At 36.8% G+C, this 21,174-nt stretch carries 27 protein-coding genes; 26 read left to right on the top strand and 1 reads right to left on the bottom strand.

Annotated features, from left to right (window positions below):
• Nucleotides 1–4: 4 nt before the first annotated feature.
• The 12 genes from ACIP9C_RS15390 (at nt 5) to ACIP9C_RS15335 (ending at nt 8,049) form a co-directional block, all read left to right on the top strand.
• Nucleotides 5–661, top strand: a complete 657-nt coding sequence (locus tag ACIP9C_RS15390) for a phage tail protein (RefSeq protein ID WP_401012009.1) — start codon at nt 5–7, stop codon at nt 659–661.
• Between the two features lie 4 nt (nt 662–665).
• Nucleotides 666–983: a GPW/gp25 family protein gene (locus ACIP9C_RS15385; RefSeq protein ID WP_401012007.1), complete on the top strand. Its 318-nt coding sequence runs from the start codon at nt 666–668 to the stop codon at nt 981–983.
• Nucleotides 970–2,085 carry a baseplate assembly protein gene (locus tag ACIP9C_RS15380; RefSeq protein WP_401012006.1) on the top strand — a complete coding sequence of 372 codons (1,116 nt, stop codon included), beginning with the start codon at nt 970–972 and terminating at the stop codon, nt 2,083–2,085. The genes ACIP9C_RS15385 and ACIP9C_RS15380 overlap by 14 nt, the downstream gene beginning before the upstream one ends.
• Nucleotides 2,078–2,722, top strand: a complete 645-nt coding sequence (locus tag ACIP9C_RS15375; protein ID WP_401012004.1) for a phage tail protein I — start codon at nt 2,078–2,080, stop codon at nt 2,720–2,722. Before ACIP9C_RS15380 ends, ACIP9C_RS15375 begins: the two co-directional genes overlap by 8 nt.
• 4 nt (nt 2,723–2,726) lie before the next feature.
• On the top strand, nt 2,727–3,374 hold the full coding sequence (locus ACIP9C_RS15370; RefSeq protein ID WP_401012003.1) for a phage tail protein: 648 nt from the start codon (nt 2,727–2,729) through the stop codon (nt 3,372–3,374).
• Complete coding sequence (locus ACIP9C_RS15365) at nt 3,374–4,810, top strand: glycine-rich domain-containing protein (RefSeq protein ID WP_401012002.1); 1,437 nt, start codon at nt 3,374–3,376, stop codon at nt 4,808–4,810. The genes ACIP9C_RS15370 and ACIP9C_RS15365 overlap by 1 nt, the downstream gene beginning before the upstream one ends.
• A 12-nt stretch (nt 4,811–4,822) precedes the next feature.
• Complete coding sequence (locus ACIP9C_RS15360) at nt 4,823–5,107, top strand: hypothetical protein (protein WP_401012000.1); 285 nt, start codon at nt 4,823–4,825, stop codon at nt 5,105–5,107.
• A 1-nt stretch (nt 5,108) separates the two neighbouring features.
• On the top strand, nt 5,109–5,276 hold the full coding sequence (locus ACIP9C_RS15355; RefSeq protein ID WP_401011998.1) for a hypothetical protein: 168 nt from the start codon (nt 5,109–5,111) through the stop codon (nt 5,274–5,276).
• Between the two features lie 80 nt (nt 5,277–5,356).
• Nucleotides 5,357–5,632 (top strand): hypothetical protein, encoded by a 276-nt coding sequence (locus ACIP9C_RS15350; protein WP_401011997.1) that lies wholly within the window; start codon nt 5,357–5,359, stop codon nt 5,630–5,632.
• Nucleotides 5,633–5,710: 78 nt separating this feature from the next.
• Nucleotides 5,711–6,127, top strand: a complete 417-nt coding sequence (locus ACIP9C_RS15345) for a phage holin family protein (RefSeq protein ID WP_401011995.1) — start codon at nt 5,711–5,713, stop codon at nt 6,125–6,127.
• 181 nt (nt 6,128–6,308) lie between these two features.
• Nucleotides 6,309–6,791: a M15 family metallopeptidase gene (locus tag ACIP9C_RS15340; RefSeq protein ID WP_401011993.1), complete on the top strand. Its 483-nt coding sequence runs from the start codon at nt 6,309–6,311 to the stop codon at nt 6,789–6,791.
• 319 nt (nt 6,792–7,110) lie between these two features.
• Complete coding sequence (locus ACIP9C_RS15335; RefSeq protein ID WP_401011991.1) at nt 7,111–8,049, top strand: alpha/beta fold hydrolase; 939 nt, start codon at nt 7,111–7,113, stop codon at nt 8,047–8,049.
• A 246-nt stretch (nt 8,050–8,295) separates the two neighbouring features.
• Here ACIP9C_RS15335 and ACIP9C_RS15330 read toward each other — a convergent pair whose 3' ends face one another.
• A complete protein-coding gene (locus tag ACIP9C_RS15330) occupies nt 8,296–9,363 on the bottom strand; it encodes an Ig-like domain-containing protein (RefSeq protein ID WP_401011990.1) in 1,068 nt (355 codons plus the stop codon).
• Between the two features lie 325 nt (nt 9,364–9,688).
• Between ACIP9C_RS15330 and ACIP9C_RS15325 the strand changes: the two genes are divergently transcribed.
• The 14 genes from ACIP9C_RS15325 (at nt 9,689) to ACIP9C_RS15260 (ending at nt 21,021) form a co-directional block, all read left to right on the top strand.
• Complete coding sequence (locus ACIP9C_RS15325; protein ID WP_401011989.1) at nt 9,689–10,120, top strand: BrxA/BrxB family bacilliredoxin; 432 nt, start codon at nt 9,689–9,691, stop codon at nt 10,118–10,120.
• Nucleotides 10,108–10,899 (top strand): class I SAM-dependent methyltransferase, encoded by a 792-nt coding sequence (locus ACIP9C_RS15320; protein ID WP_401011988.1) that lies wholly within the window; start codon nt 10,108–10,110, stop codon nt 10,897–10,899. Before ACIP9C_RS15325 ends, ACIP9C_RS15320 begins: the two co-directional genes overlap by 13 nt.
• 238 nt (nt 10,900–11,137) lie before the next feature.
• Nucleotides 11,138–11,698: a biotin transporter BioY gene (locus ACIP9C_RS15315; RefSeq protein ID WP_401011986.1), complete on the top strand. Its 561-nt coding sequence runs from the start codon at nt 11,138–11,140 to the stop codon at nt 11,696–11,698.
• A gap of 25 nt (nt 11,699–11,723) precedes the next feature.
• Nucleotides 11,724–13,202, top strand: coding sequence for an AMP-binding protein (locus tag ACIP9C_RS15310; RefSeq protein ID WP_401011984.1), 1,479 nt, complete (start codon nt 11,724–11,726; stop codon nt 13,200–13,202).
• Nucleotides 13,199–14,350, top strand: coding sequence for a thiolase family protein (locus ACIP9C_RS15305; protein ID WP_401011982.1), 1,152 nt, complete (start codon nt 13,199–13,201; stop codon nt 14,348–14,350). Before ACIP9C_RS15310 ends, ACIP9C_RS15305 begins: the two co-directional genes overlap by 4 nt.
• A complete protein-coding gene (locus ACIP9C_RS15300) occupies nt 14,347–14,724 on the top strand; it encodes an FAS1-like dehydratase domain-containing protein (RefSeq protein ID WP_401011980.1) in 378 nt (125 codons plus the stop codon). Before ACIP9C_RS15305 ends, ACIP9C_RS15300 begins: the two co-directional genes overlap by 4 nt.
• Entirely contained in the window at nt 14,721–15,062 is a 342-nt protein-coding gene (locus tag ACIP9C_RS15295; RefSeq protein ID WP_401011978.1) for a MaoC family dehydratase, read from the top strand. Before ACIP9C_RS15300 ends, ACIP9C_RS15295 begins: the two co-directional genes overlap by 4 nt.
• Nucleotides 15,062–15,883, top strand: coding sequence for an SDR family NAD(P)-dependent oxidoreductase (locus ACIP9C_RS15290; protein WP_401011976.1), 822 nt, complete (start codon nt 15,062–15,064; stop codon nt 15,881–15,883). The genes ACIP9C_RS15295 and ACIP9C_RS15290 overlap by 1 nt, the downstream gene beginning before the upstream one ends.
• Nucleotides 15,884–16,693 carry an ATP-binding cassette domain-containing protein gene (locus ACIP9C_RS15285; protein ID WP_401011974.1) on the top strand — a complete coding sequence of 270 codons (810 nt, stop codon included), beginning with the start codon at nt 15,884–15,886 and terminating at the stop codon, nt 16,691–16,693. It abuts the gene before it with no gap.
• Nucleotides 16,669–17,523 carry an ATP-binding cassette domain-containing protein gene (locus ACIP9C_RS15280; RefSeq protein ID WP_401011972.1) on the top strand — a complete coding sequence of 285 codons (855 nt, stop codon included), beginning with the start codon at nt 16,669–16,671 and terminating at the stop codon, nt 17,521–17,523. Before ACIP9C_RS15285 ends, ACIP9C_RS15280 begins: the two co-directional genes overlap by 25 nt.
• Nucleotides 17,516–18,319, top strand: coding sequence for an energy-coupling factor transporter transmembrane component T family protein (locus tag ACIP9C_RS15275; protein WP_401011970.1), 804 nt, complete (start codon nt 17,516–17,518; stop codon nt 18,317–18,319). Before ACIP9C_RS15280 ends, ACIP9C_RS15275 begins: the two co-directional genes overlap by 8 nt.
• 1 nt (nt 18,320) lies before the next feature.
• Nucleotides 18,321–18,632, top strand: coding sequence for a CHY zinc finger protein (locus ACIP9C_RS15270; protein WP_401011969.1), 312 nt, complete (start codon nt 18,321–18,323; stop codon nt 18,630–18,632).
• A 615-nt stretch (nt 18,633–19,247) separates the two neighbouring features.
• Nucleotides 19,248–20,135, top strand: a complete 888-nt coding sequence (locus ACIP9C_RS15265) for a nucleotidyl transferase AbiEii/AbiGii toxin family protein (RefSeq protein WP_401011967.1) — start codon at nt 19,248–19,250, stop codon at nt 20,133–20,135.
• Between the two features lie 277 nt (nt 20,136–20,412).
• Entirely contained in the window at nt 20,413–21,021 is a 609-nt protein-coding gene (locus tag ACIP9C_RS15260) for a YpjP family protein (protein ID WP_401011965.1), read from the top strand.
• Nucleotides 21,022–21,174: the final 153 nt, after the last annotated feature.

Below are 21,174 nucleotides of genomic sequence, written 5' to 3'. Positions count from 1 at the left end.
CGAAATGGCGACAATCGGTAGCTTTGGCGATGTACTATTTGAAGTTTCCACAGATAAAACCCTGACATTTTATGATTTAGAGAAAAAAAGCAGTGCCAAGTGGGAAGAGCATGATATTCAAGGCAACAAGACAAAATTAGAGTTTAATGGTTCGGGGCTAACGGATATTACGTACAACCTTTTATTGCGTGCTGAACAAGGCATCAATCCTGTAAAAGAACTGTCGAAGTTAGAGAACATGCAACATAAAGGGGAAGCACATCACTTTATCTTAGGACAAAAACCAATCGCGCCAAACAAATTTGTAATAGCGGAGTTATCGGCAGGCTTACGAAATATTGATCCAACAGGAAATGTGTTTTCTGCAGAAGTAACGGAGTCTTTAAAAGAGTATGTGCAAAGCAAAACGGTCGTTAAAAAAACAACAGCAAACACGCAACAAAAAGCAGTTACCAGTAGTAAAAAAGCACTCGGAACGATGACCATTACGGTGAAATCGGTGCATATACGAAGTGGCCCAGGTATCCATCATAAGGTGCTAGGGTATGCCATGAAAAATCAGCTATTGACTGTTTACGGTGTGAAAGATGGTTGGTATAGCATTGGTGGAGGAAAATATATTACAGCGAATAAGGCTTATTCTACGTTTAAGAAAGGGTGATGAGATGTACATAGTTGAGCCGACAGAACCAATGAAAACAATCGATTTTGGAGCGACAGGTGTAGAGGAGATTCTACAGAATGTCGCTTTTATTATGGCCACAGCTAGTATGAGTTGCCCACTGGACCGTGAGTTTGGGTGGGATAAGACGGTAATCGATGTGCCTATTCCAATTGCAAAAGCAAGAATAGTCGCCAATTTAACCGAAGCGATTCACAAATTTGAACCACGAGCAATCGTTGTAGCTGTAGATGTTTTAGGAGATGGTCTTAAAGGACGTTTGATGCCAAGAGTGAAGGTGAGCATTCATGAGTCGCTTTAATTTACCTGATTTATATTTTTTAGAAAAAGCGCCCGAGCAAATTGAAAGTGAAATGTTGATGCATGTTAGAGAAAAAACAGGGCTAACTCTGCAACGTGCAGATCCAAGGTTGAAATTTATTCAGGCTTTGGCTGCATTTGTGTCCATAGAGCGCAACAAATTAGAACACGGTTTGCGCCAGAATCGCTTGTCATATGCCGAGGATGACATGCTCGATCATATGGGTACAGAAATGTCTACAGAACGTCTACCAGCAAAATATGCACAGACCACAATGGCTTTTAGTTTAGAAGAAGATCGTGTGGATGCCCTGACAATTCCTGCGGGAACAAGGTATCAGGTTGGCGATGTTTATTTTGAGTCAAAGGAAGCCCATATCATAGCGCCAGGTACCCACACTTATACAGTTGAGGCTACTTGTACGGAGCCAGGAGAAATGGGTAATGGCTTTTTAGTCGGTGAAATCGCCACATTAGTAGAGCCATTACCTTATGTGATATCCGTCCAAAACACAACCGTTACTAGTGGTGGTGCAGATGAGGAAAGTGATGATGCCTATGCAGAACGAATTCGATTAGCACCCGAAAGTTTCTCCGTAGCTGGTCCCAAAGGGGCTTATATTTATTGGGCTAAAGCTGTTAATCAAAATATAAGTGATGTAAAAGTAGAATCACCGATAAGCGGAGAAGTGCATGTCTATATTCTTATGGCAAACGGAAAGCTTCCGGTAGAAGAAGAGTTGACTTTAGTTGAAACGAAAATGAGAGATAACCAAATTCGACCATTAACTGACAAGGTATTAGTAAAAGCACCATCGATTGTTAATTACACAGTATCAGTAGAGTATTGGATTGCAAATCAAAACAGTATAGTTTCTCCGATTATCGAAAAGCAAGTGAATCAAGCTTTTGAAGGGTATCTTATATGGCAACGTTCAAAAATGGGGCGAGATGTTGATTTTTCAGAGCTAATAGCACGTCTAAAACAAGCCGGGGCAGCGCGTGTATCTGTAAGTTCACCTATGTTTATTGAAATTGCAGATACTCAGGTTGCAAATGAATCATCAACGGAAATAACGTTTAAAGGGCTAACAAATGACTAGTGACTTATTGAAATTGTTGCCCCCTAGTTTAAGACAAGACCCTGTGCTTGAAGCCATTGCAGAAGCTACGGAAATGCAATTAAAACAAGCTTATCAGGAAGCTGGAGTTGTTAGCAATTTAGTCAATATTGATGAGATGCCGGATGAGTTACTTGATTTATTAGCATTTGAAAAGCATGTTGATTTCTATCAGGCTAATTTGCCGATTGACCAGAAGAGAAAACTAGTGAAATCTTCAATTAGCTTGCATCGTAAGAAGGGTACGCCTGCAGCTATTCATCTAGTATTTAATAAGCTTGCTCTTGATAGTAAATTAAAAGAATGGTTCCAGTACGGAGGAGAACCTTATAACTTTAAGATTGAAGTTAACATCGAGGATAAAAGCATTAGTGAGGAAACGTTTAGCTCCCTAATCACGATGATTAATGAATATAAAAATATCCGTTCACATTTAGAAAAAATAGATGTTTTCTTTACTACAAACTGTAAAACGCAAGTAGGAGCTTGTTCAATTTTTGGTGAAGAAATATCGGTTTTTCCATGGCAAATCGCAAATATTAATACAAAAGGTACTTATCGTTTTGGAACAGGACAGCAGTTCTTTGATACAACAACGATTTTCCCAAAAGGGGGGTAACTAAGTGGCTGAAAACTTTTATACCATTTTAACAAACGCGGGTATGGCGGCATTTGCAAATGCACAAGTTTCTCAAAGTAAAGTAGATTTTTCTGTTATAGCTGTAGGTGATAGTAATGGCGCTTATTATAATCCTGTAGCTGCTGCTACCAAGCTTGCTAATGAAGTTTGGAGAGGACCTATTAATTCGATTTCAATTGATGAAAAGAATCCAAATTGGTTAGTTATAGAGGCTGTGATTCCTGCAACAGCAGGAGGATTTAGTATAAGGGAAATCGGTGTTTTCAATCCAGCGGGCGTTCTTTTAGCTATCGGAAAGGTGCCAGAAACGTATGAGCCCGCAGCGGAACAAGGAAGTTTAAAAGATTTATATTTACGGATGATTCTAGAAGTATCTAATGCTAGTGCTGTGACACTAAGGGTAGATCCAGCAGTTATATTTGCAAGCAAGAAGTATGTAGACGAAAAAGTATCTTCTATATCTCAAAATACTACAAGAATTATGGAACAAGTAAGTGACATTACTGCACATATGAAAGATATGACGAAACACAACCAATTTGTGGAAGGTAATAAAAAATATCAAATAATCCTTGGGTGGGATACAACTTTTAATTGTCCAACTATGGATTATCAGGAGGTGGTTGAATAATGCCTTATAAGTTGCCAAGTTTTGAAATACAAGCACTGATAAAAACTGCAGTTGATTCAATAAAAACAGTAGTAGATGGAATGAAAAGAACGACTGATGCAACTAAAACAGTAGTAGATAGTACGAAAAAAACTGCTGATACGACTAAAATAGTAGTGGATGGTATTAAAGGAACAACAGAAACAACTAAAACAGTAGTAGATGGAATGAAAAGAACAACTGATACAACCAAAACAGCAGTGGATGGTATTAAAGAAACGACTGAAACAACTAAAACAGTTGTAGATGGAATGAAAAGGACAACTGATACAACCAAAACAGCAGTGGATGGTATTAAAGGAACAGCTCAAACAACTAAAACAGTAGTAGATGGAATGAAAAGAACGACTGATGCAACTAAAACAGTAGTAGATAGTACGAAAAAAACTGCTGATACGACTAAAATAGTAGTGGATGGTATTAAAGGAACAACAGAAACAACTAAAACAGTAGTAGATGGAATGAAAAGAACAACTGATACAACCAAAACAGCAGTGGATGGTATTAAAGAAACGACTGAAACAACTAAAACAGTTGTAGATGGAATGAAAAGGACAACTGATACAACCAAAACAGCAGTGGATGGTATTAAAGGAACAGCTCAAACAACTAAAACAGTAGTAGATGGAATGAAAAGAACGACTGATGCAACGAAAACAGTAGTGGATGGTATCAAAGGCACAACAGATAGAACGAAAACAGTAGTAGAAAATCTAAATAATAAACAAGATTCACTGTTGCTCAAAATTCAAAATGGTGATTTAAAACAAAATATTGCTGTTTTTGATAAGCCTGGTACTTATTCTTGGACATGTCCAGAAAGCGTTACTGTTATTGTTTTAACCATGTTTGGTGCTGGTGGTAGTGGTGGTGTTACTGTAACAAATTCCTACAACACAACTTCAACTGGTGGTTATGGAGGAGCATCAGTTCGTAGAAAACCGATCAAAGTTACTCCGGGAAATACGTATAGATTAGTAGTTGGTACTGGCGGTGCTGGTCTTACAAATGTTTCTACAACCACTCGTGGTAATGCTGGCGGTGCTACTTCTGGTTTTGGTATTGTATGCAATGGAGGTGCTGGAGGTCTTCAAGGTAATGCAAAACAAGCAACCGGTAATTCTCCATTATGCAACAAAGGGACGACACCTAATTTTATAACGCAGTCAACTTCAATTCCTTTTGATAGGTCTAGTACAATTTATGGATTAGGTGGTTCAGGCGAGACAAACATTGCTTTGAATATGCTTGGAGGGGGAGCAGGGTTTGGAGATGGCGGAAATGCGCACGACACATCTACCCCAATTGCTCCTGGAGCAGGTTCGGGAGCAGGCTCTGGTGCGACTAGTGGGTCGACTCTGAAAGGCGGAGATGGCATCATTATCATTGAATATTAAAGGAGACTACAAATGAAAAAGTTTGTTCAAATTGTAGATAATACAGCATACTGGATTTTCGATGCAGAAGAATTACCCCCATATCCAAATGTTGAGGATTTTTTAGAAATTACAGGTCTTGAAGGAATTGAAGAAGGGTTTTTATACAATAGTGAAACGGGCGAGTTCACATCTCCTGTCACTACTATGGCACCACCAATGAATTCACAACTGACAGTTGAGGAAATGCAAGCACAAATACTATTAAATGTTGAGTATCTAGTATCAAGATCTGAATTAGGATTAGGAGGAAAATAAGATGAAGGTATTTGAATTATGTAAGTTTTTAATTGACCGTAAGCGATATGAGCATACGGCTATGTTGAATAAAGTCAATGTCTTTTATGCTAATAATCAATTAGAAGATCAAGAATACACAGAGCTATTAACTATAATGGATGCACAACAAACGCAAGCAGATGCTTAGCGTTATTTTTATTGTCAAAAAGTTATTAGAGCAAACTTTACTTCTTTGTGATTACATTGATAGAGAAAGGAGTGAAGTTTGTGGTAAATATCGTTAAGTCAACTGAATACTGTGATATCTTGAAACAAGTTAAAATTCAGGATGGAGAAAATGTGTATGCAATTGAAGAAATTTATGTAAAAGCCCTTAAAAGAATTGAAGTTCGTTTCGCCTGGTATAAAATAAATGAAAATGGTGTATTGCGATATATTAAGAATGCATTAGATTTAGAAAAAGAAAGTTTGTTTGAATTGTTGAAAATGTCCATCGAAGAAGGGATTTTCGCGAAAGAACAATTCCATGCTCTGTCTAAATAAATTTAACTAAAAATAATTTTATTGCCTTCGACAAACATTAGTGGAGGGCTTTTATTTTGCAAAAAAGGAAGGTGTCCGATGAAAACCGACACATTATATACATCACTCGTAGGCGGCTCCATGGCAGGAGTCGCTTATTTTGTTGGTGGGATTGACCATTTAATCAAAGCACTCACTATTTTTATGTCCATTGATTATATTTTAGGAATCATGGTTGCATTTGTTGTGAAAAACGTTGATAGCAGAAAAGCCTTGAAAGGGCTATTTAAAAAGCTAGCGATGATCTTGATGGTGATTGCAGCAGTGCAACTGGACTTGGCAACCGAGAGTGGAAACTTTATGCGCAATGCCATGATTCTTTTTCTAATTGGTATGGAAGGTATCAGTATGATTGAGAATCTTGGAAAGCTGGGGATGAAAGTGCCGAAGTTTTTAACAAATGCTTTTAAACAACTTCAAAACGACAATGATGATAAAAAAGGTGATAAACAATGAGTGTTACAACTACATGCCGAGATTTAGGTGAATTACTACCAGTGGCGCAAACGGCCTGCAGATTGCTCTTTCAACAGTGCTATAAAGCAGGAATCAAAAATATCTTTGTTACGGAAACATACCGATCGCAAGCACGCCAAAATTATCTATATGCACAGGTAGAACAAGACCAGGGAAAGTTGTGACGTGGACACTGAAGAGTAACCATAATTTACGATTGGCATGGGACATTGCCGTAGCTCCTCCTAAACCCTTATATGAGGTAGATACATTAACAAAAGTCGGGGCAATAGCTCGTAAGTTAGGTATTACATGGGGCGGTGATTGGACACGCAGAATTGACCGTCCGCATTTTGAAGTGAAGTCGAATTGGAAGATACCTAGAGGCTACAAATTAGAAGGAAAGGTAATCGTACCAAGCAATAGTAAATTGAAAGTCCAATTAATTGTAAAAGACAAGAAGGAGGAAATAAAGGTGGCAAATACAACATGGAATCCAGGTTCACCAGCAATGAGAACGGAGACGGAGAACTTTATTGCGCAGGCTGTCAAGGATGGTATTATCAAAGCTTCACACTTGAAGGATTTACAAAGTGGTGTCATGACAACGGATCGTTTGATTGGATTATTCATTGCAATACATCAACGACGAGCAACTAAATAAACGGTAAAGTGCAGATCCAATTTATATGTGCTTGAGTTTTCCTGTTTTGAAACTTTATTGTTATATTTAGGTATTTTTAGTATAATTTATAAAGGTGTTTATCAGAAAAATGAGTGGGATATACAGATTAACACCATTAAGTTACCAATCGATGCTTTAAGTATATTTTTTTTCAACTATCTTAAGCAGGTTACTATAAGTGCGTTTTTTTACTTGTGTTAAACAATCGGAGTATTATGTAGAAGAAGTTAATGGATAATTTTCAACAAACAGAATTAAGAATATGGGTGTCGACTATGAAATGAGGATTAAACGTATTATGTTAATAATATTTGTAGTTATTATTTCGTTTTTTGTGTTGATTCTTTCTGTGAGTTTTATCAATCATAAAATACAATTGTCAAAAGAAGAAGAACTATTTGTTCCAATTGGGCAACTTGTAGAAGTTAATGGTCATCAAATGCACGTTTATACAGAAGGAAAAGGAGAAGATACTCTTGTTTTTATGTCTGGTGGTGGCACGAGCTCACCTGCTTTAGATTTTAAATCTCTTTATTCCTTGTTTAGCGATAAATATAAAATTGTTGTTGTTGAAAAGGCGGGTTATGGATTTAGTGAAGTCACAGATACTGATCGAGACATTGATACAATCCTAGCTGAAACAAAGGACGCTCTTATTAAATCAGGTGTTGAGGAACCATATATTTTATTTCCTCATTCTATGTCTGGTATTGAAGCCTTGAAATGGGCGCAAGACTACCCTGATGAAATAAAAGCTATTATTGGATTAGATATGGCAGTTCCAGCGGTATATGAAGAATTAGATATCAATATGTTCCTCGTTCGATTAGGAGCTTTAGCTGCAAACACTGGTTTAACACGATGGATTCCAAAGCTATCGCAAAGTGACACAATAAAATATGGAAATTTATCAGATAAAGATAAAAAGTTGTATAAAGCAATTTTTTATCGAAGAACGTTAACTAAAGATATGATTAACGAAATAAATAATATAAAACCAAATGCGCAAAAAGTTAAAAAAGCTGAAATATCAAGGATTCCTACACTTTTGTTTACATCGAATGGTGAGGGAACTGGTTTTGATAATAAAACATGGAATAGAATTCAAAATGACTTCATTAGTATGACTAATAATGGTAAATTAATTGAGTTAGATTCATCTCACTATGTTCATAGTATTGACTACGAGCGAATAGCTACGGAATCTGAAAAGTTTATAGAAAGTTTAAATCGTTAATAGCGAATAATTAATTATTATGTAGTACTAATGTTCAGGAAATGAGCACGTTAGTTCAACAAGGATTTAGTAAGTATAAAAAATATATATAACGTTAATTCAAGCTTCATATTTGAAAGATATACAAAATGGCGTGATGACTACAGATCGGTTAATCGGATTGTATATTACAATTTAGCAAAGACGTAATAAGTAAAATCGAAAGACCGCTCTACCACTTAATCATTGTGGAGGGCGGTCTTTTGATTAATACTCTCTTACTTCAAATGAAGCAATCTTGTCGTGTACAATATATTCAGTTACTTTTTTATAAGGTGAGATAGTTTTTGTGAATTTGAAAGTTGAAGTACTTTGGGCACTTTCAAACCAATTAAAGTAATTATTTAAAACAGTATTAGTTACATCATATTCTTTTGTAATACCGTTTACTAAAGTAATACTCAAAATTGCACTGGAAGATTCATTGTTTGGTTTCTTAACAATAACTGTAGCAGTCGCAACTAATTCTGTATTTTTGACTTTAGCAGTAATAATTGCCTCGCCTTCACGAATGGCAGTTACATTACCGTTCTGGTCTACAGTGGCAATTGATTCATCACTTGTTGACCAAATTACATCTACGCTGTCTGGAGTGACTGTTGCAGTTAGTTTTTCTGAATTACCCTCAAGCAATTCTAAATTATTTTTGTCTAATGTAATAGAATTTTCAATAAATACTTCATCAACAAGACTACCATCTGAATCGATATCAATAGCGTCTATTCTAAGATTGAACGTCTCTACAATAGGTGAGGTACTTGTTACCATAACTTCAACTTTATGAATACCAAAGTTTAATCCCTCTTTTTTAAATGCCAAGATTTGAGATTGATTTGAACCAACGCTTTGAAGATAACCTTGATCAATTCCGTCTATTTTAACTAAAGCGTCTTTTGAGTAAGATGTTGCTCTATATGTAATAATATTTAATTTACTTCCTAAAAACCAAAATTCCATTTTAGCAGATACATTTTTCTTTGCGCCCATACTTCCTTTTTTATAATCAGAAGTAGCAGTATTTATTGTGTGCCTTGTCCATTTATCTTTTTCGTATATGATTTTGTTATGATTATCATCATATCTCTTCCAGCCAATTTCAGGTTGTGTAAGTCTATCCCCAACTACTGCACTATTTTCAGGAGTGTTATTTAAATTAGTAATACCTTCTTCATAATCCACACCTTCTGCTGCTGATGCACTTTCGACACTAAAACTAACTATTGCTAATACCATTAATGTAAGATAAATAAAACGTTTTTTGAATAAATTAATCACTTATGTATCCTCCTTCAAAATATCTAAGGGCATTATTCCAACTACCCCGCAGTAACAACTTTAACCATTAATAATTTAATTTTCCATAATAAAAATCGACACTTTTTGATAATAAAAGTGTAATACTAAGAAACAAATCCATTTTTTAGGTGTGTAACAACCCACAACTAATGCCACTTCGTTACACAAAAAAAGTCACGAAAGTCACGAAAAAGTCACATTTCTCCCGAAAACATGTGATTTTGGGCGAAAACAAGTTTTTGTACATTCGTAAGAAACCTTGCTATAATGGGCTTTGTGATTACATATGAAAGAGGGTAAAAGCATGAACGCTTACGACGAATATATGAAACAAGTAGTGAAGCCAATGCGTGAAGAGTTGGTGGAGGCTGGGTTTAGTGAATTGACAACGGCTGATGCTGTAAATGAATTTATGGCGGAGGCAAAGGGAACTTCTTTAGTTGTTATCAACTCAGTATGTGGATGTGCGGCTGGGTTGGCTCGTCCAGCAGCACGTGAAGCGGTAGCTACGGTAAAACCAGATAATCTTGTAACAGTATTTGCGGGGCAAGATCCTGAAGCTACTGCTGCTATGCGTGGTTTCTTTGAGGATGTGCCAGCAAGCTCGCCGTCGATGGCTATTTTAAAAGATGGGGAATTGGCTTATTTTATTCCACGTGAACAAATTGAAGGTTTTCCAGTGGAGCAAATTACAGCGCATTTAACAGGCGTTTTAGAGCAAACATGCGAGAAATAAAAACGATTGTGACTACAGCGGGCAGACCAGACAACTTGTCGATGGTGCTCGCTGATTTTGTGTGTGACACGTTACATGTCCCGTTTGTGGCTCGTAATAAGCGCTCCATTCGTAAAATTTCGGAGGAAATGCAGGCAAATGTTATTGTTGCAGGAAAAAATCGCTATGAATATTATGCTTTTGGCGCAGAAGACCCATTTTTCTTTCATCCAAATTCAGCGGCATTTCGTTTAAAGCGAGTGGCGCGCGGAGAAATTGAACCGTTTTTAGAGGCCGTAAAGTTGGAAAAAAATGATAAGATATTGGATTGCACGCTAGGCTTAGGTGCAGATGCGATGTTAGCTGCTTTCATTGTTGGGGAATCTGGGCGTGTGGTTGGGCTAGAAGCAGATCCTAATGTGGCGTTTATTGTGGCACACGGAATGGACACATATGATACATCGGAGCTTCCTTTAACTGCTTGTATGCGACAAATTGAAGTTGTACAAGCTGAAGCTATAGCATATTTAAAATTACAGCCCGACAATGCATTTGATGTCGTCTATATGGATCCGATGTTTGAAGAAATTATAGAGGAATCGAATAATTTTCAAGCACTTCGTACTGCTGGAGCACACTTAACATTAACCGATGAATGGGTAACAGAAGCGTTACGAGTTGCAAAAAAGCGAGTTGTTTTAAAGGCTCACTTTCGGTCGGCATGGTTTGAAAAATATCATTTTTCAAGATTGACACGTTTAACTTCAAAATTTCATTATGGCGTTATTTTGAAGCAATAAGTCCAAAATCCACTTAGTTATACTTTCAGGAACAGACTGATCTTAATGTCTGTTCTTTTTTTTGTAAAAAATCACAACATTACAATAGAAAAACAATCACTTAAAAATAGTATAACAATATTTGAGTTAACTTCGTACAAAAAATAAGTTTACACAAATAGAATTTAGCGCTATTATAATTCACATACAAGGAAACCGGTTTTTTTGCATAAATTTTTTATAAAGTGAGGTTTTTTATATGACAACTAAAGAAATGGTATATGCGGCACTTTTTGCAGCATTAATAGCGGCACTAGGATTGATTCCTCCAATTTCAGTGGGCTTTATTCCTGTACCGATAACAGCACAAACTTTAGGTGTAATGTTAGCAGGAGGTTTTTTAGGAAAGAAAACTGGGGCAATTAGTCTCGTACTGTTTATTGTTTTAGTGGCTTTAGGTTTACCTTTATTATCTGGTGGACGAGGTGGCTTTTCGGTATTAGTTGGTCCCTCAGCAGGATATATTCTTAGCTGGCCGATTGCAGCTTTTCTAATTGGCTATGTAACTGAAAAAATATGGTCTTCTATTAAAACTTGGAAATTATTGATTATTAATTTTGCATTTGGTGTATTACTAGTTAGTTTAATTGGAGCACCAGTTATGGCATTGATTACACAAACGTCCATTTGGGCTGGTTTAGTAGGAGCGTTAGTGTTTTTACCAGGTGATTGTATAAAGGCAATTATCGCGGCAATTATCGTCTTGCAAGTAAGGTCAGTTAGTCCAATAGAACAAAAGCTAAATAGTGAAGTAGAATAAGATGTTTTTAAAGGTGTGTGAAGAAATGAACATCATCGAGCCCATTATAGAACATGCAGTTCGTCAGCCGACGGAAATTGCGTTAATTCATGAGGAACGGTCTTATACATATGAACAATTAGTAAGTGCTATGAAAAAAATTGCGAAGGGCATTCAATGTAGTGGAATTGAGCAAGAAAAAATTGCGATTTTATCTAGCAATCGAATTGAATTTGTGGAAGTTTTTTTAGGGATTATGTATGCAGGTTGTGTACCGATTTTACTTGATCCAAAGTGGAGTTTACATGAAATTGAGTTGGTCCTGAACCAAGCTCAGCCGAGGATGATTTTTCTTGAGTGCATACATGAAGAAAATTTGCATATTTTCAAACAAATGGACAAGTATGTATTTTCGGACAAGCAATTAGCTTCTTACGATGAATGGTTTTCTACATTAACAGAAGAAGCTACGGTTAATAAAGCGAAAGACCCGTTATTTATAGGCTTTACCTCAGGTACAACTGGCATGCCAAAGGGTTACGAACGAACACACAATTCTTGGCTGAAAAGTTTTATTGCGACAAAAGAAGCATTCCAGTTAAATACTTTAGAACATTTCCTAGCACCAGGACCATTCGTGCAGTCACTGTCATTATTTGCGCTAATGCAAAGCTTATATTTTGGTGGGACGTTTTATATTATGACCGCTTTTGAGGAGAAAACGGTAGTTAAGTATTGCAGGGAAGTGCCTAATATGATTTTATTTCTTGTGCCAACAATGATTGAAAAGCTACTTAGGTTAGATAGTCTGCAAGAAATGCATGCACAAGCAATCATTTCTTCCGGAGCTAAATGGTCAGAACAATCGAAATCACGTGCGAAAAAGGTCTTTGGCACAACAAAGTTATTTGAATTCTATGGCTCTTCTGAAGCGAGTTATATTAGTTATTTAGATGTCCACCAAACGATGCAAGAACATATAGTTGGAAAACCTTTTAGTGGTGTAGAGATTTCCATTCGAGATAACGAACATCGTGAAGTGGCAAATGGCGAAGTTGGATTACTCTATGTTCGTAGTGAAATGATGTTCACTCGTTATTTTCAATTACCCGAAGAAACAAATGCAGTATTTCATGAAGGCTGGTTAAAAACAGGAGACTATATGATGCAAGATGACTCGGGTGCATTGCATTTAATTGGTCGTGCCAAAAACATGCTGATTACGGGTGGCTTAAATGTGTATCCAGAGGAAGTGGAAACGGTGCTAAAACGACATGGTGCAATTGATGACATGATAATAGTTGGTGTGCCAGATGATTACTGGGGGGAACGGCTTGTTGCCTGTATTAAATGGCAAGATGATCGAACGCTTTCAATAGAAGAAATTCAGCAATTTGGCGCTCAGTTTTTAGCAAGTTATAAGCTACCGAAACAATTAGTAACAGTGCAGAAGTTTATCTTTACAAGCAGCGGAAAAATAGCTCGTAAAGCCATGAAAGATTGGTTAATGGAGGAATTGTCATGAGAGATGCAGTAATCGTGATGGCAAAACGAACACCAATTGGCAAAATGGGGGGGCAGCTAGCCACACTGGAACCAGAACATCTAGTAGCCCCATTAATAAGAGAAATAATAAAAGAAACGGCATTGCCAAGCGATTGTATTGATGATGTCATTTTAGGAAATGTTGTCGGGCCAGGAGGGAATTTGGCCAGACTTGCTGCTTTAGAAGCAGATTTACCTTTTTCTATTCCAGGGGTTACCATTGATCGTCAATGCGGCTCAGGGCTAGAAGCAATTAATATGGCTGCCAGATTTGTTCAAAGTGGAGCAGGAGACGTTTATTTAGCTGGTGGTGTAGAAAGTACAAGTCGTGCGCCTTGGAAAATGAAAAAGCCGAGTACATTAATGGCTATGCCCCAAGTTTATTCACGTGCACCGTTTACTCCTCAGCGTTATGGCGATCCTGACATGGGTATTGCGGCTGAAAATGTAGCGATGAAATTTTCGATTTCACGACAAGCACAAGACAATTACGCATACAAAAGCCATCAAAAAGCGATTCAAGCAAGGAAATCAAATCGTTTTGCCGATGAAATAATGCCTCTACATGTAAATGATGGATGGGTAACTATAGATGAGTGTCCAAGAAAGAATACAAGTGTCGACAAGCTTCAATCATTAAGACCTGTATTTATAGAAAATGGTACTGTCACTGCAGGAAATGCATGTCCGCTAAATGATGGCGCAGCACTTGTATTGGTCATGTCTTTAGAAAAATGTCGTCAATTACAATTACAGCCGATACTCCGCATTGTCGATACACAGGCTGCAGGTGTCGATCCAAATTATTTAGGGATTGGTCCAGTTCCGGCTGTACAAAAACTATTGAACAGGCAACAACTGAATGTCCAAGATATTGACATAGTTGAATTTAATGAAGCCTTCGCTTCACAGGTACTTGCTTCGATACAAACATTACAAATTCCTGAGGATAAGGTGAATCGAGCAGGTGGCGCAATTGCCATTGGTCATCCTTATGGCGCATCAGGGGCTATTTTAATCACGCGATTATTTTACGAAATGAAATATCAACCTTATAAAAGAGGGCTTGCAACATTAGGAATTGGTGGAGGAATGGGGCTTGCAACGCTTGTGGAGGCAGTTGGATGAGATTAACTAAGAAAATAACTGTAACTGCTGAGTGGATTCAGCGCTATGCTAAAAGTATAGAGTCACCGTTGCAATATCTTCATGGCAAGCTCATTGCCCCTGCGACCATGCCAATTGTATTTTGGCAACTATTTGATCGAGCGATTCTTAATAACCAAAAGCCAGTTCTCCATGGGTCGCAGCAATTTTTTTATCATGTGCCAATTCAAGAAGGAATGGTACTACATTGTGAATTAGCGTTAAGTCATAAAGAGCATAAACAAGGAAAACAAGGACCAATGACTTTTTATACTTATACTTTAAACTGTTTCGAACGAGGGACAGAAATTGTGCAATTAAAAACAGTATTGATTCACGTAGGTGCTGACATATGAAAAAAACCGTTACTGCAAAACAGGTTCACTATTATGCACAAGTATCAAAAGATGATGCAGCCATCCATGTTCATGATGAGGCAGCAAAGCAAGCGGGCTTCGAACGCCCGATTGTGCATGGTATGTATTTAATGGGGCTTGCTCAAGCATTGTATATTAAAGATCATCCGTTAAAATGGGTCGTTCGCTATGATATGCGGTTCCAGAAACCACTACTAATAGATGAAGAAGTGACGTTTCGATTTATTGAAAAGCACAATACGATAGAAGTATCCTTATTGACCACCAACAACGACTTAATCGCTTTAGGATTTTTTGATGTGAAGGAGTTGAGATAATGAAGAAGGTCGCATTTATTACAGGGGCAACAAGAGGGATTGGTCGCAGTACGGCTATTCATCTAGCTAATAATCAATATTGTGTCGTTGTAAATGGCACGAACCAGCATTTAATTAATGAAGTCGTCCAACAAATCAATGCTGATGGAAATAGGGCAGTTGGGTACTGTGCAGATATTGCTGATGTTGAAGCGGTGTCTAGGATGATTGAAGCTGTGATGGTAAAGTTTGGCCAAATAGATGTTTTTATTCATAATGCCGGCAATTTACGAGATGAAAAATGTATGCGAATGACAACGGAGCAATGGCAAGAAGTCATCAATGTCCATTTAAATGGAGCTTTTTACTGTATTTCGTGCGTACTGCCTCATTTACTCGAAAGAGGAGGCGATATTTTATTGATGACGTCAACTGCGGGACTAATGGGCTCCAAAGGCCAACTCAATTATAGTGCGGCGAAGTCAGGCATTCTTGGGATGATGTGGACATTGGCGGAAGAGTTGAAGCCATTTAATATTCGTGTAAATGCCATTTCACCTGCTGCATTAACGGATATGACGAAGCCTGTGATTGATTTTATATCAAAAAAATATGCAGAGCGCAATGAACCGTTTCCTGATTATTGGAAGGTGGGTACTCCAGAGGATATTGCCCACTTTATCGGTACATTATTAGCACAGCAAGATGCAAATCTAACGGGAGAAATATTTGGGGTAAATGGTACAACGGTTACGAAATGGACGAGACCACAGCAAAGTATTTCTGCCACTAGTCCAGAGCGTTTTTTCGCGATCTATGCTGAGCAAAAGGGAAGTGGTTAAATGCTAGTATTTGAGCATGTCGATTTTTATCATAAAAAGAATGCTCCGATTTTAAAAGATATTCATTTTACCATTCAAGATGGTGAATTTGTATCAATTGTCGGCAAAAATGGATGTGGCAAATCAACACTTGCAAAATTAATGATTGGCTTATTGCTTCCGAAAAACGGAATTGTACGATTTCATCATTTGGAGACAAGTAATGCTGTAGATTTAAAAGAAATCCGACAACAAATAGGATTTATTTTCCAAAATCCTGAAGATCAATTTATTACAACGAGTGTGCGAGATGAAATCATTTTTGGGCTTGAAAATATTCGCTTACCAAAGGAAGAAATGGATCAGCGTGTTCACTGGGCTAGCAAAGCAGTAGACATGGGAACATATTTAGATTACATGCCACATGAATTATCCGGTGGGCAAAAGCAACGTGTTGCGATTGCGGCAATTTTAGCAATGCGTCCACAATGCATTATTTTTGATGAGGCAACGTCGATGTTAGATCCGATAGGAAGGGAACAAGTATTAGCCCTCATGCAATCCCTGCATCAATCCGGTTTAACGATTATCCACATCACACACCATATGGATGAAGTAATGCAAACAGATCGTGTACTTTTACTTGATAACGGTCAAATTTGCTTCGATGGACGTCCGATAACTCTATTTGAAACAATCAATGTAAGAGATTTTTCCTTAGTGGAGCCTATGTCTGTTAGAATTCATCAATTGGCAAATGAAGCATGGTCATTAACAGCGGACTGGGAAGGAGCGATTCGTTTACTATGGGATACGAACTTAAAAACGTAACAGTTGAATATGAGAATCGAACAGCTTTAAAAAATATTTCGTGTTCCATATCAGATGGTAAATGGATTGCAGTCATTGGAAAAACTGGAGCAGGTAAGTCAACCTTTGTTCAATTATTTAAGGGATTAGTAGATTTTAAAGGGGAATATAGACTACATAATAACCTTATTACGCTAAGTAGAAAAAGGCAAAAAAAAGAATTACAGGAAATTGGCTATGTTTTTCAATATCCAGAACACCAGTTTTTTGAAACGACAGTTTATAAAGAGCTAGCATTTGGATTAAAACAAATGGGACAATCTGAAAAAGAAATACGAGCTCGTATTTCAGCAATTCTTACAAAAGTTGGTTTAGATGAAACCATTTTGACGCTTGCTCCTTTTCAATTGAGTGGAGGACAAAAGCGGCGTATAGCGATTGCTTCTATATTATTAATGCAGCCAAAGTTACTTATTTTGGATGAACCTACGGCTGGACTTGACCCACTTAGTAAGTCAACGTTACTAGATTTTTTGAAGAAATGGCAATTAGAAACGAATCATACCGTTCTGTTTGTTACCCATCAAATGAAAGATGTTGCTGAGTACGCTGATGAAGTCATTGTTCTACAAGAAGGAGAAATACAAGCACACTTAAATACCAATCAATTGTTTTTACAGCAGGCTCATCTAGTAACAAGAGCAGGACTAACAATGCCGGAACAATTACAACTATTAAAAGTTGTGGAACAATTACTTGGGGAGAAAATTGCAGTAGCTAACTGTAAGGAGCAAACCATCTTCAACGCTGTTAAGCCGTATTTACAGTTTAGGAGGAAGCTCGATGCGTAGTTCTATTATAATTGGACAGTATGTCGACAAGCAGTCCATTTTTCATCGATTAGACCCTCGAATTAAAATTATCAGTATTTTTATGCTGATGTTAAGCTTCTTATTATTAGATACAGCGATGAGCTATGTTGTCGCCACTTTATTTGTGTTTACTCTAATAATTGTTTCTAAAGTTCCTTTTGTTGTGATTTTAAAAGGCTTGAAGCCATTATTCTTTATCTTATCCTTTACGTTTGTTTATCATCTGCTTTTTACTAAAGGACATGTAATATTGTCCATGGGATTCATTACAATTACGATTGAAGGTATTGAAGGAGGAATACGGTTTGTCTGGCGTATTTTGCTCCTTGTTTTATTAGCTTCATTATTAACCCTTACAACGAAGCCACTTATTTTAGCTAAAGGTTTAGAAAAATTGCTAAAACCGTTAGCCAAGCTCCGTATTCCGATTGAACAATTTTCATTAATGATTGTTATAGCCATTCGATTCATTCCAACTGTTTTAGAGGAGTTGAATCGAATTATACTAGCTCAAAAATCTAGAGGGTTTGACATTAAATCATTACCTTTTATGAAGCGTGTTTTTGCGTATATTCCAATTGTTATACCGCTGCTGTTTACAACTATACAACGGGCAGATCAATTAAGTGATGCCATAGATGCTAGAGGATATGGCGATGGTAAAAATCGTACGAGTTATATGGAATTACATTATGAGATAAAAGATATGGTAGCAATGTTAGCAACAGTGTTGTTCATTTTTGTATTAATTATTATTAAATGGAGAGGAATTTAAAATGGAGATTTTCGGTCCAGTAATTGATGATGAAACGAGATGTATACATTATCATACAGAAAAAGATATTATCGCGATAAAGTTTGCATGTTGCGAGCGCTATTATCCGTGCTATAAGTGCCATGAGGAACATGCCCAGCATGCCATAAAACGCTGGCAGCAAGCACAATTTCATACAAGGGCAATACTTTGTGGACATTGTAAACATGAATTGACGATTTATGACTATATGCAGTCATCATCTTGTCCACAATGCAAGAAGGCTTTTAATGCTCGTTGCGCAAATCATTATCCTATTTATTTTGAAATGTAAGTTGGATAGACTAAGTTTGAGAAGCGATACAGATAAAGTGTTTTACTTTTTAAATACTTTATGCTATAATAAGAATCGTGCTATTTTGGGTAGCAACATTCAGTAATCTGGCATTCTGCTTTTTGTTTTTTAGGATACTTATTCACACTGGCGCATGCTTTGGGGCTGCAAGGACGCAAAAGAAGGTTGGGTTTGCGTTGCTTAAGTTAGAGGGCACACAGTGGAATTTTACCGCGGTGATGAAACGAAAACGTTTCGAAATAATATTCCCCAGATGATTGGGTTGAGACTTTACAATTTACAGAAATGTTACCTATTAAATACTAAAGGGGTAGCTTCGCAAACGCGGAGCTACCCCTTGTCCAATTTTTTAGATAATATTAACAAAAATAATAAACATCTGTCATTTGGCACCTGCTTTTTTAGAAAAGTTAGGTGCATTTTTCGTTTTATTTTCCTAAATAACGACAAAAAACGACAAACAATCTCTGGATTATATTACCGTTTACTATTGTGGGAAAATAAGTAATAATGAAGTACAGAGTTTTTTAAAAAATCAAATATATGCTATTTTGATTAAAAAATTCTGAAAAATGATTGAAGTGAGGGTGGCATATGAAACAAGTAAATGAGGTATCAATACCTGTATTGGACCAATTAACAGATGTAGCTCAGCAACAACAGAAAAGCTTGGAGGTATTTGTAACGCTCTATTCCCACGAAAGGTTATTAGTGCGCTTAGCGGCTTCTTCCTACGAGGATCAGTACTGGCTGTATGGAGATCGTTTAATCGGTGCATTAACAAATAATTATGAAAAATCTTCTACAGGAATTACATTGTGTGCCAAAAAAATGGCCAACAAAGATAGCATCATAAAGCATGCTTTCAAAGAAATTTGCTCGGTGAATGTACCAGAGGATGGAATTGAATTTGTTAGCGATAAATTAGAAATTACAACTAGTGATGACGATCAAATTCATATTAGAATTCCTGCACAATTAGGACAAATAACAACATACATAGAAATAAAGATTAACCTTTTTGATAGAATTGCAATGGCTCCAAAAACGATAGCGCTTCAGACGATACTAGATAATTCGCCAATTGAGTTATTTGCTTATCCAACAGAGCTCATGATTGCACATAAATTTAACTTACTATATCAATATCCAGCATGCGAACAAGCAATAAAAGAATATTATGATGTATATTTATTAGCAAGTACACAGAATTTTGAAGGCCGAGTTTTACAAGAGGCTATATCAGATACATTTGACCGACATAAAACAACACTAGAAAAATATCCATCAATGTTCTCTAAACAACTTTATTTAGACGCTACTAACAACAAGAGATGGCAACAATTAGTTAATCAACAGACGTTACCATTTGATAAAGTTCAAAAACTTGTTCATCAATTGTTAATGCCAATTTATGAGGAAGTAATAGTAGAGAATGAATTTTTTGAAAATTGGGATTTCAAGCAAGGAGATTGGCGATAAGAAAATGAAAAATCCGCGAGCTCTAATAAAGTTCGCGGATTTTTTAAAAAAATATGAATTAGTCCGTGAAGCATAAAGAAGTTAAGTAACCTAACATTAATAAAAGACCAATACCCATTACGATTGACATACTTTGTACCTCCTTTTAAAAAACGACACATTTATACATAAATTATTGTACAATGAAATATAGAAATATGAAACCTTTTATTGGTTGGAACGTATTATATTATGAGTAGAATTACCAATTTGTACATAAAAAAGAAGGTGTTAATTAATGAAAAAGTGGGTTCAAAAAAGTATCGTAATTATGGTTGCGTTTTTAACATTTGGATTAATTACGCCAACACATGAAATTTGGGATGCATTCGATCATAATCCATCAAATCGTGCTTCCATTGGTCCATCACCTGGGACAAGCACTGCACTAGCAGCTGAACCAGAAGCAATAGCAGAAGAAGCGACCGAAATACAGCAAGATGCGATTGACTATGGTGCGTTACTTGTCGATGCAGCGAAAGAGCAGTCATATGTGAAGTTTGGGACAAAAATTGGTCCTAAAATTAGCAATGAATTTGACTCCATTATCTTCCCGAAAATGGAAGAGGCAATTGCGATGACAGTTGCAAATGTAGATGATGGATCACTGGCAAATCTCACAATTACAGAAAAACCAAGTGGTAACTACGGAGAGAAAATCTTCAATATCGTTAATAACGAAACAGGAGATGATTTAATCCGCTTCCACGTACGCACTGAAAAGCGTCCGCAAGAAGGCTATTACTATAACTTCCACTACCACAGTGCCCAAGACAACTTTATGGCTCATAACAATCTTGGTGATATTTATTGGGAAAAAAACACACCACCGAAGTGGTTGTCATAGCATACCCGAAACACTCGTATTGAATACGAGTGTTTTTTTGTGTGGAAACGTTGATATATCAATGTTTGTAGAAAATCACTAAAGATGAAATTAATATAATAATGCAGGAAGGGGAGGAGAGAAAATACGTGTACCCCAAAAAGTACCCCAAAA

Origin of the sequence: Lysinibacillus sp. NPDC093210 (genome assembly GCF_044753985.1) — a bacterium.
Taxonomy (GTDB): Bacteria; Bacillota; Bacilli; order Bacillales_A; family Planococcaceae; genus Lysinibacillus.
This window is presented reverse-complemented; position numbering and strand designations above follow the sequence as displayed.